Raw genomic sequence first — 15,926 nt, forward strand, 5'->3', positions numbered from 1 at the left:
GAAATGGCGGAGGAAACGGGACTTACCGTTACCGTCGAGCGCATCTATGAAGTCGAGTCCAACTTTCATCAGCCGGCTGCGCTCAGTGTCGGCTGCTGGTTTATTTGCAAAGTAACGGGCGGAGATTTACAAGCCGCGGATGACGCGGCGGATGCGCGTTATTTTCACTACCAAGATTTGCCGGAACTGGCATTCCCGACCGATCGAACGGTATTGAACAAATTGTTTCATCAAGGTTTATTGATCTAAGAATTACATGCAGGAGGAACAAGTATGTCTGAATATTTGGCCGCGTTAATCATCGGCATTGTGGAAGGTTTAACCGAATATATTCCGGTATCCAGCACCGGACATATGATTATTGTCGGAGATATGATCGGGTTTTCAGGTACTAAAGAAAGCGTTTTTGAAGTATTTATTCAATTGGGCGCTATTTTGTCTGTGCTTTTGATTTATAAGGATAAATTTAAAATGATGTTGCGGCGCGAAAACTGGTTCAAAAAACGCGGCACTTCCTGCTACAATCTGGTTTGCGCGATGCTTCCGGCGATGGCGGTCGGCTACCTGACGCATCACTTTATTAAGACGTATTTATTCGGCTGGCAAACAGTCGTTATCGGTTTGATCTTGGGCGGCATCCTGATGTTGTTTGCGGAACGCGTCAATATTCGAACGCGTACTGCCGATGTCGACGCCATTACGACAAAACAGGCGGTTCTGATCGGCGTGTTCCAAATCCTTGCTCTATGGCCCGGATTCTCGCGCAGCGGCTCGACGATTTCCGGCGGTCTTTTACTCGGCGTTTCCCGTAAAGCGGCCGCGGATTTTTCGTTCATCATGGCCGCGCCGTTGATGTTTGTAGCATGCACATATGATTTATTGAAAATTTGGCGGTATTTACACTGGAGCGATTTCGGTGTTTTTGCGTTGGGTTTTGTCACGGCCGCCGTCGTTGCTTATGCATCGGTGCTGTGGTTCCTGAAATTTTTGAATAATTCGAGTTTAGCTTCGTTCGCGTACTATCGCTTCGTGCTCGCGGTGGTAACCTGCTTGTATTTTTGGTTTTAATAAAGAAATAGTCCGGCATAGAAAATCACCGCCAAGAGATATTCCCGGCGGTGATTTTAATTATGCGACAAACGATTAAAATAAAACTGATAAATACTAGCAAATTCTTAAGGATATATGCTATAATTATTACAATTTAAGCAAGTTGAGCTCTAACTTGTTTAACGGGAGAAGCGCGGGATAGAGGAAACCAGGCAACTCGCATTCCAAGATTCTCCTGCACAAAAAGAGCAATGGGATTCATATTTTTGTAAAAGGAGAGTGTCAATGATGAACAAAAAATTGGCAACAGTATTGGCAGCTGCTTGCGTCCTCGGCGCAACGACAGCATTTGCGGCCCCGAATCCGTTCTCGGATGTAACTCCGAACGACTGGGCTTACCAGGCAGTATCCCAACTCGCCGCTGAAGGCGTAGTCGAAGGCTACCCGGACGGAACATTCAAAGGCCAGCAGAACATCACCCGTTATGAAATGGCGCAGATGGTCGCTCGCGCGATGGTGAAACAGGATCAGTTGAACGCGGAACAACAAGCGCAATTGAACCGTTTGGCTGACGAATTCGCGAACGAACTGAACAGCCTCGGCGTACGCGTTTCCAACTTGGAAAACCGCGTCGGCAACGTAAAATTGACCGGTGACGCTCGCGTTCGTTACATGGACGAAAGCGACGATGATTACTTCGATATGCGTGTTCGCCTGCAGGCTAACGCGAAAGTATCGGAAGACACCATGGTAACCGCACTCATCAGCTCGGGCGACTTCGGTTTCGACAGCGACACAGAAGATCCGGACTTGACTCTTGATAACTTGTATATCGAACACGGCTTCAACGACAACTTCGGCGCGAAAGCAGGCCGTTACGACCTGACTCTCGGCGCGACCGGCGTATTCTATGATGATACTTTCGACGGTGTGGAAGTTGACTTCGGTAAAAACGTCAATTTGGCAGTCGGCTACGGCTATATGAAAGCGTTCACCGATGAGGTGAAAGAATATGCCTTTGATGACAAAGCTCCGAAAGCTTGGTTCGTACAGGCGGGGACCGACTTGACGGATGGTCTTGGCGTTGCCGCTTTCTACCTGAACGTGCCGGATGCTGAACTTGAAGATGGCGTAGACCAAGGTGGTAATTCCGTATTTATAAAAGACGACTTGGAATTCTGGGGCGCCGGCTTGAACTACCGGTTCAACGATGCGCTGCAGCTCCGTGGCGACTATGTACGCAACACGAAGGTCGACAACGATCCGGAACTCTGGACCGCGGGAGTACTCTTCGGCGCTGCCGATACGAGCAAAGTCGGTTCCTTCGAAATCGGTGCTGACTATGTAAGCGTTGAACCGGGAGCTTACTTAGGCGGCACGACCATGACGCTCGGCGATCCGATGGAGCTCTCTTTCGCCGGTAAAACAACCTACTGGCAGGCGCAAGCTAGCTTCGTACCGGCAGAGAATGTTCTGCTGAGCGCTTACTACGCATTTAACATTGATGTTGATGCTGACGATGACTTTGCTAAAGAGATTTCGGGTGCGGGTCTCGACGACAACATGTGGGGCGTTGAACTCAACTACTTCTTCTAATGAAGCAATAAAAAAAGAGGCGTTTAACGCCTCTTTTTTTTATTACGTAAATGGAGAAAAAAACATTACGCGTCGCAGTGAATGTTTCGGTTTGCTGACGTTTTAAGCATTTACCTGAAACGCATGGGGATCCTTTTGCAGTCGCAGGTAGACATGACGACCGATCGGAATCAGCAACAGGAAAGAGATCAGCGCGCAGGTCATGATGCCGAAACGTACGCCGAGCCATTCAATCAGCCAGCCGGTTAACAGGTTGCCGGGCGGCGTCGCGCCTAAGAAAACCAGCGAATACAGTGATAAAATCCGGCCGCGATAGGCAAGTTCCGTGTTCATTTGCACCAATGTATTGGCGCTGATTAAAAAGGTCAACACGAAGAAACCGAACACGGCGAACATGCCAAGCGCCAAATAGAACGAATCAAATAAGGCCAAAATAAACAGCAATGAAGTGGCCGTTAAGGCGCTGCCGAACAGAAGCCGCGGACTGGGACGGCCGTCGGCGAGCGAAGCGGAAAGCAGGGCCGCGGTGAAAGAACCGACGCCGATCGCTGACGTGATCAGTCCGAATCCGGTCACCCCGCGGTGCAAAATTAAATCCGCATATACCGGCGCGATGACATTATAATTCATAATAAAAGTGGAAATGATGAAAAGGACAATTAACGTGCTGTAAACAGGCATATTGTGCGCCGCATACGAAATGCCGTCATGCATATCCGACAATGGCGTTTGGACTCGTTCCTTGGCTTTGGGCGCACCGACAATCGGCAAATTCCAGTACGTCCACAGCACCGGTATCATCAAAACAGCGTTGGCGAAAAAAAGCCATCCCGCGCCGTACTTAGCCATTACTACCGCGGCGATGGCCGGGCCGATCATGCGGGCGACGTTGAAGTTGGCGGAGTTCATGCTGATGGCGCTGCGCAGATTTTTCGGTTGTACCAATTCCGCGACATACGATTGCCGCGCCGGAGTGTCGATGGTTTGAATGCAACCGTATAAGAAAGCTAAAAATAATACATTGTAATAGTTGACCCAACCGGTGAAAACGAGCAATGCGAGCAGGAGCGCCTGCGCGCAATAAGCCGCCTGTGTAAAACGAACGAGCGAGCGTTTAGCGATGCGATCTACCAAAACACCGGCCGGTAATGAAAAGAGCATGATTGGACCGAATTGCGCGACGCCTAAAAGGCCGAGCAACAGCGGTGAACCGGTCAATGAGTAGACCAGCCATTGTTGGGCGGTAAGTTGCATCCATAAACCGATCAAAGCGATCCATTGGCTGAGCCAAAATCGACGAAAGTGTACTTCCGACATCGCGGGGAAGGTACGATAAATCAAAGCGCGCATGAAAGAATCTCCTTGTTCAACACGATTTCTCCCATTATGATAGCATATCGGCGTTTGCTTGGATAAGCGGCGCGAAATCGGCAAGCAGTTGTAAGCGTGATTTACATATGCTATGATTGTAATCAATGTGAGAATACTGGCAAAAATAGGAGTGTGATAAAATGGCTACGATTAATTTTGAAATTGAAAAGGTACTTGGCGATCTTTCGACTAACCGTGACGGTTGGAAAAAGCAACTGACTTTTACAAGCTGGAACGGTCGCGCTGCAAAATTTGATTTGCGCAGCTGGGAGCCGGAATATAACGCCATGACCAAAGGTTTGACATTGACAAAAGAAGAACTGTTAAAACTGAAAGACATTTTGAATGAAATAGACTTTGACGAGTTTTAATGAGTAACATGCACATGACGTTCTACTTCGGTAGGACGTCTTTCTATTCCAGGAGACGCTATGGAAAATACGCAGCATAGAAAAGAAATCGGCCTTCTGCTGCTGGTCTATACCGTAATCAAAGTATTGCTTTCCGGCGGCAAAATGGGCCTCGGTTACTGGTTCGGATCGGTCGCGGTCATTGGTGACGGCCTGCATGACCTTACGGATATCGGCAGTTCTTTTATGATTGCGCTGTCGCTGTACATGATGGGCAAACCTGTTAACCGCGAGCATCCGTTCGGACAGGCCCGCATCGAATACGTGGCGACAAGTGTTATCGGCGTTATCATTTTACTGGCCGGATTTGGCGTCGGTGCGGAAGCATTGCATCGGATTATGTATCCGCGGTATCTTGTCATAGAGCCGGTTCTGATAGCAGTGTTGGTGTTGTCACTTATTGTACAATTGGGATTAGTGCTTTTTTTTCGACGCTTAAAAACGCGCGGCGGCTCTGACATTTTAGCCGCGCTTACCGCGGATGCCGCCAGCGATTTCTTAATGACGGCAGGCGTTTTATTGGCCGTCGGAGCGCAGTACATTGGCGGTTGGCAAATTGATGAATATACCGGCGTATTGGTATCGCTTGCGCTTTTATATACAGGCATGAAAGTTCTTTATATGGGCGTAGACAAGCTTTTAGGCAAGGGGATCAGCCTGGCTGAAGAACAGGAGATATTGGCCGCCGTGACGAATATGCCGGGGGTGGAAGGTGCCCACGATTTAATTGTGCATGATTATGGGCCCGGGCTCCGCTTTTTAAGCATTCATATCGAAGTCGACAGCCGGATGAATTTACTGGAAGCGCATCATGTGGCGGATTCCATTGAGCGGCGTTTACGCGATAAGTATAAGGCGCAGTCACTCGTGCACGTGGATCCGCGCAACATTTCCAATCCGGAGACACTGGCGGTTGAAAATAATGTGCGCCGATTGGTCGCGCAGGTGAATCCGCGTTGGGATGTCCATGACTTTTTTGCGACACAACAGGGCGATATCTGGTCGGTTCATTTTGATATTTCAGTAGAAGACGGCACGCGCGACGATGACGAGACCATTTATCGACAGGTAAGGCAGATGATTCACGCTCGTTATCCCGAATATAAGTTGTCAATTGTGGTGGATCGCCATTATGTTACCGGCAGAATCATGCGCGATGAGGACATTACGCCTGAAAACTTGACTAATCGCAGATGATAAATCATAATTGAAATGTTAAGGATTATAAAGGAAAATAGGAGGAATAATATGAACGAGGTGTTCAAAACAGAATGGGCGGGACGCCCGCTGGTTATCGAAACCGGCAAGTTTGCCAAACAGGCAAGCGGTGCCGTCATGGTGCGCTACGGGGATACCGCTGTGCTGGTCACTGCGACCGGCTCCAAAAAACCGCGCGAGGGTACGGACTTTTTCCCGCTGACGGTAGATTATGAAGAGAAATTGTATTCCGTAGGGAAGATTCCCGGCGGATTTGTAAAACGTGAAGGTCGACCCGGTGAATCCGCGATTTTGAACGCGCGTTTGATTGACCGCCCGATTCGTCCGCTGTTTGATAAGGGCGTACGTAACGATGTGCACGTAGTCGCGACAGTGCTTTCCGTCGATCAGGACAATGCACCGGAAATGGCGGCGATGCTCGGCGCCTCGGCGGCGCTTTCCATCTCGAACATTCCGTTCGACGGTCCGATTGCCGGCGTTAAGGTAGGTCGGGTTAATGGTGATTTTGTCATCAATCCTACGGTGCAGCAGCGCGAAGAATCGGATTTGATGATTACGGTCGCCGGTACTGATGATGCGATTTTGATGGTCGAAGGCGGCGCGCAGGAAATTCCTGAAGAAACGGTTTTGGACGCGATTATGTTCGGTCATGAAGAAATTCGCCGACTGGTTGCTTTCCAGCAGGAAATGGTCGCGAAAGTGGGCAAAGAAAAGCTCGTTTACGACGTACATAAAGTCGATGAATCGATTGCCCAAGCGGTGGAAGATTACGCAGCGGAAAACCTTAAAAACGCGATTTTCGACAAAGATAAGCAGACGCGTGAAGCGCATATGGACGAAGTCAAAGAAGAAGCGCGCGCGCATTTCGAAGATACTTATCCGGAACAGATGGCGGATGTCGGTATGGCACTTGATGCGTTGACGAAACGTATCGTACGACGTATGATTTCCGTCGATAAAATCCGTCCGGACGGACGCGCCTTGAATGAGATCCGACCGATTACCTGTGAAGTCGGTTTGCTCGCACGCACGCACGGCTCGGCACTGTTTACGCGTGGCCAAACCCAGGCGCTCACGGTGACGACGCTCGCGCCGCTTTCGGAAAAACAGACGATTGATGACGTTTCCGAACGCACGGAAAAACGCTATATTCATCAATATAATTTCCCGTCTTACAGTGTCGGTGAAACACGTCCGACGCGTGGCCCGGGACGCCGTGAAATCGGTCACGGCGCACTCGCGGAGCGTGCTTTGGTACCGGTGATTCCGTCGGAAGCGGAATTTCCGTACGCCTTACGTGTCGTTTCGGAAATTTTGGAATCCAACGGTTCCTCTTCCATGGCAAGCGTTTGCGGCAGTACGATGTCTCTGATGAATGCGGGTGTACCGATCAAAGCACCGGTCGCAGGCATCGCTATGGGTCTTGTCAAAGACGGCGAAGATTACGCGATTTTAACGGATATTCAGGGGATGGAAGATGCCCTCGGCGATATGGACTTTAAAGTAGCCGGTACCGAACAGGGTGTCACCGCAATCCAGATGGATATTAAAGTCGACGGCTTGTCTCGCGAGATTTTGGCTTCCGCGCTGCAGCAGGCACATGAAGGACGCCATTTCATCCTCGGCAAAATTGCCGAATGTATTACCGAACCGGCCAAAGATCTTTCGCCGTATGCACCGCGCATCATCACGATGCAGATCAAAGTGGATCAGATCCGCACCGTCATCGGACCGGGCGGCAAAACGATCAACGGCATCATTGATGCTACCGGGGTGAAGATCGACATCGAAGAAGACGGTACCGTTTATATCGCTTCGGTAGACGGTGAAGGCGGTAAAAAAGCGGTCGAAATGATCGAACGACTCGTCAAAGAAGTAAAACCGGGTGAAGTGTACTTGGGTAAGGTTACTCGCTTGATGAAATTTGGCGCGTTTGTAGAAGTATTGCCGGGCAAAGAAGGTTTGGTTCATATTTCGCAGCTGGCGAAAGAACGTGTCGAAAAAGTTGAAGACGTCGTCAACGTCGGCGATGAAATCATGGTTAAAGTAACCGAAATTGATAAGCAGGGCCGTATCAACTTGTCGCGTAAAGCGCTGTTGAACGAAAATGAAAACGGTCCGAAGGCAAAGGAGTGAACCGGAGTGCAACCGATTCGCGGCTTTGAGGTAGTGACCGAATATGCCGATCGTGAGATTACGCTACCCGAACGCAAAACAACGGAAAGCGCGGGCTATGATATTGAAAGCGCCGCCGATGTGGAGCTGTTACCCGGGAAGGTGACATTAGTGCCAACCGGATTGAAGGCGTTTATGGGAATGGGAGAGTACCTGGCTATTTTTATTCGCTCGGGTATTTCGATTCGTAATCAACTCTTGCTGATTAACGGCGCGGGCATCATCGACAGTGACTATTACAACAATGAAGAAAATGAAGGTCATATTATGATTGCCATTTACAATGCGGGAGAAGAGTCCTACATGGTGAAAAAAGGCGACCGCGTGGCGCAGGGGATCTTTTCGCAATACCTGCTGGTAGCGGATGATCAGGCAACCGGTGTGCGCACCGGAGGAATCGGCAGCACCGGTCAGTAGTGTGATTTTCGTAAATAAAAGCGGACTGCCGAAGCAGTCCGCTTTTATTTACACAAGGAGGACCAATGGATGCACTGGCAATGATTCGTAAGGCGCGGTTGGGAGAGCAGGCCACCGCGGATGAACTGACGGAATGGGTACAAGCTTGCACGGCGGGTGAGGTTCCCGATTATCAGATAGCCGCCTGGTTAATGGCGGTGTATTTTCAAGGGCTTACCAAAAAGGAAACGACCGATCTGACATTGGCGATGGAGCATTCAGGCAAAACATTTGCCGGCCACAATTTAGGATATTCATTGGTGGATAAGCACAGCACGGGCGGTGTGGCGGATACCACTACGCTGATTGTGGCACCGTTGGCGGCGGCATGCGGTGCGCATTTAGTCAAAATGTCCGGCCGGGGTCTGGGGTTTACCGGCGGTACGCTGGATAAATTGGAGTCGATTCCCGGGTTTCAAGTGCAGCTCACGGAAGAGGAGTTTATCCATCAGGTAGATGAGATCGGTTTGGCGGTTATCGGCCAAAGTAAAGAACTCGCGCCGGCGGATGGACTTTTTTACGCGCTGCGCGACGTCACGGAAACGGTTGAAAGCATGCCTCTTATCGCGTCATCGGTTATGAGCAAAAAGCTTGCGGCGGGCGCGGACGGTATCGTACTCGATGTCAAATGCGGTGCGGCCGCATTCATGCATGATCGCAAACAGGCCAAAGCATTAGCTCAGCTGATGGTAGATATCGGGGAGGCCGCCGGTCGCAAGATGACGGCATTTGTTACGGATATGAATGTGCCTCTTGGGAGTGCTATCGGTAATTCGCTCGAAGTCGATGAAGCTGTCGAAGTTCTTTCCGGCGGCGGCAACCAGCGCTTGGTTACATTGTCACTCCATCTGACGGCAGCGCTTTTGCTGACGGCGGGTGTTGTTGGAACGCTTGTGGAAGGATTGACGAAAGCACGGCAAGCAATAGCCGACGGTTCGGGTTTGCAAAAATTTACGGAATGGATCGCGGCGCAAGGCGGCGAAACAGCTTGGATCGGTCAGGAACCATTGACGAAAAAGGTCAATACGCTCACTGTACATGCGCCGCAAGCAGGTTATCTTGCCGCCATCGACGCGTTAACTTTGGCGGGAGTGGCATTGTCGCTGGGGGCCGGTCGTCGGGCGAAAGGCGATCGCATTGATTCACAGGTGGGGATCCGCCTTTGCGCGGAGCCGGGAGCCTATGTCGAAAAGAATGAACCATTAGCATGTTTATACGGCGCTAAAAATGCTGACCTTGATCAGTATGCAAAGCGAGTGGAACGGGCATTTACATTGCAACAGGAGAAAATCGAGTTACCGCTGATTTATGAAGTTTTGAGCCATGATATGTCGGTTGGGCAGGGCGAATAAAGCAGTAAGTAATAAAAATAAAAAAAGCTACCGAAGTAGCTTTTTTATCTTTATTACTTGGCTTCTGCGTCGTTTTGTGCTTGCAGCTTGTTGCGCAACGCCGATTTTTTACGAGCGGCATTGTTTTTATGAATCACACCTTTGGAGGCTGCCTTGTCGATCAATTTGGACGCATTGTTAAACGCGGCTTGAGCGGCTTCGGCATCGCCAGCGGCGATCGCATCAACGGTACGTTTGGTTGCCGTACGGATACGAGATTTAGTCGCAGTATTCTGGGCACGACGTTCAGCGTCGGTCTTCATGCTTTTAATGCTGGATTTGATTTGCGGCAATGGTGTCACCTCCTTTATGTATATTCGATTTCCATGCCTTCATACCTTAAAATTTTATCATATTGACAACGGTTGCGCAAGCAATAGACGCATTCGATAGGATGGGAATGAAATGAAAATTTATTTTGGTAACGATATTGTGAAAATTTCGCGTATTCAAAAAGCCTGTGAGCGACATCCGCAGCTTTTGGAACGTGTTTTTACGGTCGGTGAAATGGCTCATGCGCAAGGCCGTGTGCAAATGCAATGGGCGTCATTGGCGGGGATTTATGCCGCGAAAGAAGCCGCGGTCAAGGCCCTCACCACCGGGTTTCGTAAAGGTAAATTTACGGATGTGGAAATTTCGTGGAATGAACTGGGGCAACCGATGCTGCAATGGCACGGTGTGTACGCGGAGCAAGCGCAAAGCCTTGGTATTATAAGTGCCTCGGTTTCCATCAGTCATGAAAAAGAAATGGCTATCGCCGGAGTTACTTTACTGGGAGAAGCGAATGCAAATCGTTAATGCGGCGGAAATGCGGGCGTTAGAAAAAGCATGGAGCGAGTCCGAGCAGCGACCGTTGATTGATTTGATGGAACAGGCGGGCAAAGCCGTTTGGGACACGATCGAAAAAATATATGCGCCGCATACCGGTGCGCACTGGGTGATTTTTACAGGTAGCGGTAATAACGGTGGCGACGGTTATGTGGCAGCCCGTTATGCGGTAACGGCGGGCATGCATGTAACCGTCATTCATATCGGCGACCCGCAAAAAATGACTGCGGACACGCGTACCAACTATGAACGTTTTTGTGCCGCGGGCGGACAAGTTACGTTCGCTGCCGGCGGACAATTACCGATGATGTCTGAAGTGCATGGAATCGTAGATGCACTGATCGGGATCGGATTGAATGCACCGTTGCGCTCCAATCTGCTGGAAACCGTTGCAGTAATCAATGCAACGGCAAAGAAGCAGGCCTGCCCTGTGGTGGCAATCGATGTGCCGACAGGAGTAAATGCTGACACTGGCAATATCATGGGCGGTGCCATCAAAGCGTCTTTGACAATAACGATCGGAGCCGCTAAGCAAGGGCTGTGCATGTATCCTGCACGAATCTATGCAGGTAACCTTCAAGTGGCTGACTTAGCCATGACAAAAACGGATTTTGTCGGATCGACCGTACTTATTACGGAGAAAAATATTACCTGGCCGCGGCGTACACCGTTGAGTCATAAAGGAACGCAAGGGCATGTTGCAATCTTCGCGGGCTGTGTCGGTATGGAAGGAGCCGCTTTGCTTTGCGCGAAGGCGGCGTTACGAGCCGGTGTCGGTAAAGTCACATTGTTCATGCCGAAAAACGCAGCACGAAATGTTATCGGCCATATTCCCGAGGTAATGGTAAAACCGGTCGGCAATACCGACTTTTTCACCCTTAAGGACACGGAAATCGACGTATCCGGTTATGATGCTATCGCTATCGGTTGCGGTATCGGTCGTGCCAAGGAAACAACCGACTGGGGAGTTGCTATGACAGAGAAAATCCCCTGCCCGTTTGTTTGTGATGCGGACGGGTTGTATGCTCTGGCGCAGCATCCCGGATACAGATTGCCTGCGCGATGTGTGATTACTCCGCACCTCGGCGAAGCGGCGCGGTTATTGCACGTGACGAACCGAGAAATAGCGAATGATCGGCCCGGTTATGTGAAGGCACTGCACGCCGCTACGGGAGCGGTCGCTGTTTTGAAAGGAGCCTCGACATTATTGTTTGAAGGCACAAGGTTAGCGATAAATACAACAGGCAATGCCGGATTGGCGACGGCCGGCACGGGTGATGCATTGACAGGAATTATTGCGGCTCTTTTAGCGCAGGGCTTAGCGCCGGCAGATGCGGTTGCGACTGGCATATGGTGGCACGGCGCTGCCGCGGATCGTTTGGCGGAGCAATGCGGTTACGGCTTTTTAGCTACTGAAGTGGCAGATACTTTACCCTATATCTATAAAGAACAGGTCATGGAATGAGAAAAAGTATATTTACATTGATTGTCACTGCATTCATTGTGTTATTGACGGGTTGCCAGCATGTGATTCCATCCGGCGGCGCGCCGTCCGATCCGCAAACACAGTGGAAATTTCCCAATCCTTTTTCATCGCTTACGGAATCAAAGGAATTGGTAATTCGCTGTCTGGATATCGGACAGGGAGATGCCACTCTGATTGAATGGCAGGGCAAGTGGACGTTGATCGATACGGGAGATGTCGAACATCGTTCGGCACTTACTCAATATTTGGATCGGTACGGTGTCAAAGAAGTGGAAAACCTGATCATTACGCACCCTGACGGTGACCATTTAGGCGGCGCCTATGCAGTATTGAAACACGTACCGGTGCGGTATGTATTTGATGACGGTCTGACTAAAACGAATGCGATTTACCGCACGTATTTGAAGACGCTTGATAAAAAAGGTTTGCGTCCTTATGTTCTTACGCAGGGAATGCAGATTGATTTGGGCGCAGGCGTGTACTTTGATGTACTCGGGCCGACGGAAAATGTAATGTATAAAAAAGGGATGCCGGATTATAATAACCACTCGATAGTCATGAAATTGGTAGCAAATCAATTTACGATGCTCTTTACGGGCGATGCAGAAAAGCTACAGGAACATGAACTTTTGCAGGCACATGGCAAGAAACTTGCAGCTACTGTTTTAAAAGTCGGTCACCACGGCAGTAAGACCGGCACAAAGGAATCCTTTTTAGCCGCGGTACGCCCGCAAGTAGCTACAATTTCCAGCGGTCGCGGAAATCCGTACGGAGTACCGCATGCACCGGTGTTGGAACGGTTGCAAAAACGGGGAATCCGCATTTACCGTACGGATCGCAATGGAACTATTACTATTCGTACCGACGGCAACACGTATACAGTGGAAGGAGAACACAATGAAGCCGATCCGACTCGTCATTGATCGTCAAACGGCAAAATGGACCGAAATGGTAGCCGAGGACGAAACGACAATCCGTTTACCGAGTGCCTGGTTGCCTGAGGGCGCGGATGTAAATCAGGTGGTTACACTTCTTTTGCAGACGGATCGGAAAGCCGCGACCGATATTGCAATGGAAGTCAAACAGTTGCGTCGCACGTTGGATACCGCGGGAGAAAAATTGCCGCCGCACGTTCGAAAAACGAAATAAGCATGAAATATGAAATACATTCTTAAAACGGTTTAATCTTATTCGCTGTTTTAAATGCTATAATAAGAGCATTGAACCGGTTGGAGGAGGTGGACCGTGCGAAAACTGATTTTATTTTGCTTTTTCTGTATACTGCTTTTTTCTCAAACAGCCCCTTCATTTGCGGCGCATGTAGAAGAACTGCGATGGGTCACCCGTAATGATGCGCGTGTTCCGTTTGTCCGTGTAGTCATGGATGTGGATCGTCTGCCGAGTATAGATGCCGAGCTGAGTAAGAACGGTAAAAATCTGAAAGTAACACTGGCGAAGACGAATGGCAAAAAAGTGATCGGTACCTATGCATTGAATCCGAAGATGGTGTCGAAGCTTAACGTAAGTCAGGAAAATAAAGATACCGTTTTGTCTTTCCAATTCCCGCAAGGGTTGTCTAAAAACAGTGTAAAAGTATTTCCTTTGAAACGTGACAAAACGCATAATAAGCCATATCGAGTGGTGATTGACGTACCGCAGTATGTTCCTGTGCCTACGTTTAAAACGACCGCCGGATTAAAAGGGAAAACGATCGTTATTGATCCCGGTCACGGCGGTACGGATGTAGGCGCTATCGGTGAGGGAAATGTATATGAAAAGAATATTACTTTACCGATTGCAATTTATTTGAAACCGATGTTGGAAGAAAAGGGCGCCAAAGTATACTTGACGCGCGAGACCGATCGCGATGTGGCGCGACCGCATGCCAACGCTGACGAGGAATTGCAGGCGCGCGTGGATGTGGCGGAAGCTCATGCGGCGGATGCATTTATCAGTATTCATATCGATTCGTTTGTGCGTCCGGATATTGACGGTATGACCGCATACTATTGTGGAGGATCTCCCTATGGTCGGTTGTTGGCGCAATCGTTGCATGAAGCGAATATTGATGCCGTCGATTTTGGCGACCGCGGGGTGCGTACAGCGAACTTTTATGTGCTTTGCAACAGCAGCATGCCGTCGACATTATTGGAACTCGGATTTATTTCAAACCCTCGAGAACGTACCGAATTACAAAAGCCGAATGTTCAAAAAGCATTGGCACAGAGTATTGTAGACGGATTGGAAACATACTTTAAACGGGCTGAGGAGTATTCTACATGACAAATAAAATCTTGCATTTTTTGCAAAAGAGATGGTCAATCTGCACACTTCTACTGTGCATGATTTTGATGGTCGCCGGTTGCACCCCTTCGGCATCTCCGACAAAGTCTGCGGAGACAACTCAGCCGCAGCAGGTAGCAACAACCGAAAAAACACTGGTCACCTATATTCCCAGTAAAGATGCAGAGCATCTCGTGCCGGTAAATGTGAGTGTGCCGGCGGATCAATATACTCCGAACCGGGCGGTAGAAGAAATGTTGGTCGCGGATCGCAAGCAGAAATATCCGATTTGGCCGAAAGATGCTAAAGTCAAAAAAGTCGAGGTCGATCAGAAAAAGAAACTTGCGACCGTGGATTTCAATCAGGCTGTAAGAAATAACCAGGGCGGTTCATTAGGCGAAATTTTGATCGTGTATGAAACCGTTAATACTTTGACAAATTTCCCGGAAATTGAACGCGTACAGTTCACCATCGAAGGCGAGCCGATTGAATCCATCACGGGCCATTTGGATTTGACAAAACCATTGGAACGGGATGAACAATTGATCGAAAACAAGTAATTAAAAAGCCGCGAATATATTCGCGGCTTTTTAATTTGTTCATGGCAAAGCGGCAGAGCGAGTATGCTACAATAGCATAAGATGAGGAGGCGATGCTATGACAGCGATCCGTGATGAGTTTGCTCTGATTCGGGATATCGCAGCATTATGCCCTACCCGAGGAGCAGCGGTTCGTGTACCGTTGAATGATGACGCTGCCGTTGTCGCTATTCCTCCGAACACGGAATTGGTAGTGACGACGGACACACTTACTGAAGATGTTCATTTTTCGGCGCAGACGATTACGTTTCAAGAGCTCGGCTGGAAGCTTGCAGCGGTCAATTTGAGTGATCTTGCGGCTATGGGGGCACAGCCCTTGGGAATTGTTGTGGCGTTAGCATTGCCGCAGGGGACACAAAAAGAAAATATGATTTCGTTATATCGCGGCTTAGGAGAGTGTTTGCGCGCGTACGATGCACTGCTACTGGGTGGTGACACCGTCCATTCGCGCCGCGGCCTGACACTTACCGCGACAGCGCTCGGTTATGTGCCGTGCGGTCAGTCCGTGACGCGAAGCGGTGCGCAGCCGGGTGATCGAATTGTTTTGACGGGACCTACCGGATACGCGGCGCTGGGCTATCATCTGCTTGCGCGCGGACTCTCTATCGAGGCGTCGTTGCGCGCGTTCCAAAATACGCCGCGGCCGCAATTGACAAAGGGAAAATTATTGCGGGAACTTGGCGCGACCGCGATGAACGATATCAGTGACGGACTCGCGTTCGCTTTGGGTGATATGGCAAAACAATCAAAAGTACGTTTCGAAGTCGAACAAAGTGCGCTTACCTGGCAAAGCGATTTAGCGCAACAGTCGGATCCGCATGCGCTCCGTGCGAAAGACCTGATTTGGTACGGCGGTGAAGACTTTGAACTCGTCGCCACGCTGCCGGCGAGATCAACCGTACCGCAAGGAATGTATGAGATCGGTCGCGTTACAAAAGGAAGCGGCTTATTTGTATGCGATGGCGATACGTGTCACGCATTGCAAGTCACCGGCTATAATCATTTTGGAGGCATATGAAACAGCAAGCGGTATTTATCACTAAGGGACAGGAAGAAACCCGTC

General features: G+C 49.7%; 17 protein-coding genes. 15 read left to right on the forward strand and 2 right to left on the reverse strand.

Annotated features, from left to right (window positions below; all coding sequences use genetic code 11):
- The 3 genes from KH813_RS02600 to KH813_RS02610 form a co-directional block, all read left to right on the forward strand.
- On the forward strand, positions 1-249 hold a 249-nt coding region (locus KH813_RS02600), incomplete at its 5' end, for an NUDIX hydrolase (RefSeq protein ID WP_369694428.1).
- 24 nt (positions 250-273) lie between these two features.
- Positions 274-1,068 (forward strand): undecaprenyl-diphosphate phosphatase, encoded by a 795-nt coding sequence (locus tag KH813_RS02605; protein WP_303992858.1) that lies wholly within the window; start codon positions 274-276, stop codon positions 1,066-1,068.
- A 267-nt stretch (positions 1,069-1,335) separates the two neighbouring features.
- Positions 1,336-2,646 carry an S-layer homology domain-containing protein gene (locus tag KH813_RS02610; RefSeq protein WP_303992861.1) on the forward strand — a complete coding sequence of 437 codons (1,311 nt, stop codon included), beginning with the start codon at positions 1,336-1,338 and terminating at the stop codon, positions 2,644-2,646.
- Between the two features lie 102 nt (positions 2,647-2,748).
- Here KH813_RS02610 and KH813_RS02615 read toward each other — a convergent pair whose 3' ends face one another.
- Entirely contained in the window at positions 2,749-3,996 is a 1,248-nt protein-coding gene (locus tag KH813_RS02615; protein WP_303992863.1) for an MFS transporter, read from the reverse strand.
- A 161-nt stretch (positions 3,997-4,157) separates the two neighbouring features.
- Here KH813_RS02615 and KH813_RS02620 point away from each other — a divergent pair, with 161 nt between their 5' ends.
- From KH813_RS02620 to KH813_RS02640, 5 genes are all read left to right on the forward strand, one after another.
- A complete protein-coding gene (locus KH813_RS02620; protein WP_303992866.1) occupies positions 4,158-4,388 on the forward strand; it encodes a YdbC family protein in 231 nt (76 codons plus the stop codon).
- Positions 4,389-4,448: 60 nt separating this feature from the next.
- Positions 4,449-5,624, forward strand: a complete 1,176-nt coding sequence (locus KH813_RS02625; RefSeq protein ID WP_303992868.1) for a cation diffusion facilitator family transporter — start codon at positions 4,449-4,451, stop codon at positions 5,622-5,624.
- A 51-nt stretch (positions 5,625-5,675) separates the two neighbouring features.
- Positions 5,676-7,781 (forward strand): polyribonucleotide nucleotidyltransferase, encoded by a 2,106-nt coding sequence (locus KH813_RS02630; RefSeq protein ID WP_303992871.1) that lies wholly within the window; start codon positions 5,676-5,678, stop codon positions 7,779-7,781.
- 6 nt (positions 7,782-7,787) lie between these two features.
- A complete protein-coding gene (gene dut / locus KH813_RS02635; protein WP_159821779.1) occupies positions 7,788-8,237 on the forward strand; it encodes a dUTP diphosphatase in 450 nt (149 codons plus the stop codon).
- A gap of 65 nt (positions 8,238-8,302) precedes the next feature.
- The gene (locus KH813_RS02640) at positions 8,303-9,628 is read left to right on the forward strand and encodes a thymidine phosphorylase (RefSeq protein WP_303992875.1); all 1,326 of its coding nucleotides are present in this window, start codon (positions 8,303-8,305) and stop codon (positions 9,626-9,628) included.
- A 53-nt stretch (positions 9,629-9,681) separates the two neighbouring features.
- On the opposite strand, the gene rpsT is transcribed toward KH813_RS02640, so the two are convergent.
- Positions 9,682-9,960 carry a 30S ribosomal protein S20 gene (gene rpsT / locus KH813_RS02645; RefSeq protein ID WP_024049051.1) on the reverse strand — a complete coding sequence of 93 codons (279 nt, stop codon included), beginning with the start codon at positions 9,958-9,960 and terminating at the stop codon, positions 9,682-9,684.
- 112 nt (positions 9,961-10,072) lie between these two features.
- On the opposite strand from rpsT, the gene acpS reads away from it, so the two are divergent.
- From acpS to thiL, 7 genes are all read left to right on the forward strand, one after another.
- The gene (gene acpS / locus KH813_RS02650) at positions 10,073-10,465 is read left to right on the forward strand and encodes a holo-ACP synthase (RefSeq protein WP_303992878.1); all 393 of its coding nucleotides are present in this window, start codon (positions 10,073-10,075) and stop codon (positions 10,463-10,465) included.
- On the forward strand, positions 10,452-11,960 hold the full coding sequence (locus KH813_RS02655) for an NAD(P)H-hydrate dehydratase (protein WP_303992881.1): 1,509 nt from the start codon (positions 10,452-10,454) through the stop codon (positions 11,958-11,960). Before acpS ends, KH813_RS02655 begins: the two co-directional genes overlap by 14 nt.
- Positions 11,957-12,904: a ComEC/Rec2 family competence protein gene (locus KH813_RS02660; RefSeq protein WP_303992884.1), complete on the forward strand. Its 948-nt coding sequence runs from the start codon at positions 11,957-11,959 to the stop codon at positions 12,902-12,904. Before KH813_RS02655 ends, KH813_RS02660 begins: the two co-directional genes overlap by 4 nt.
- Complete coding sequence (locus KH813_RS02665; RefSeq protein WP_303992886.1) at positions 12,879-13,130, forward strand: hypothetical protein; 252 nt, start codon at positions 12,879-12,881, stop codon at positions 13,128-13,130. Before KH813_RS02660 ends, KH813_RS02665 begins: the two co-directional genes overlap by 26 nt.
- 96 nt (positions 13,131-13,226) lie before the next feature.
- Positions 13,227-14,264 (forward strand): N-acetylmuramoyl-L-alanine amidase, encoded by a 1,038-nt coding sequence (locus tag KH813_RS02670; protein ID WP_303992889.1) that lies wholly within the window; start codon positions 13,227-13,229, stop codon positions 14,262-14,264.
- Positions 14,261-14,824 carry a GerMN domain-containing protein gene (locus KH813_RS02675; RefSeq protein ID WP_303992892.1) on the forward strand — a complete coding sequence of 188 codons (564 nt, stop codon included), beginning with the start codon at positions 14,261-14,263 and terminating at the stop codon, positions 14,822-14,824. The genes KH813_RS02670 and KH813_RS02675 overlap by 4 nt, the downstream gene beginning before the upstream one ends.
- Positions 14,825-14,921: 97 nt before the next feature.
- Positions 14,922-15,881 carry a thiamine-phosphate kinase gene (thiL, locus tag KH813_RS02680; protein WP_303992894.1) on the forward strand — a complete coding sequence of 320 codons (960 nt, stop codon included), beginning with the start codon at positions 14,922-14,924 and terminating at the stop codon, positions 15,879-15,881.
- Positions 15,882-15,926: the final 45 nt, after the last annotated feature.

The sequence above is a fragment of the Negativicoccus succinicivorans genome, assembly GCF_018373335.1.
Classification (GTDB): domain Bacteria; phylum Bacillota; class Negativicutes; order Veillonellales; family Negativicoccaceae; genus Negativicoccus; species Negativicoccus succinicivorans_A.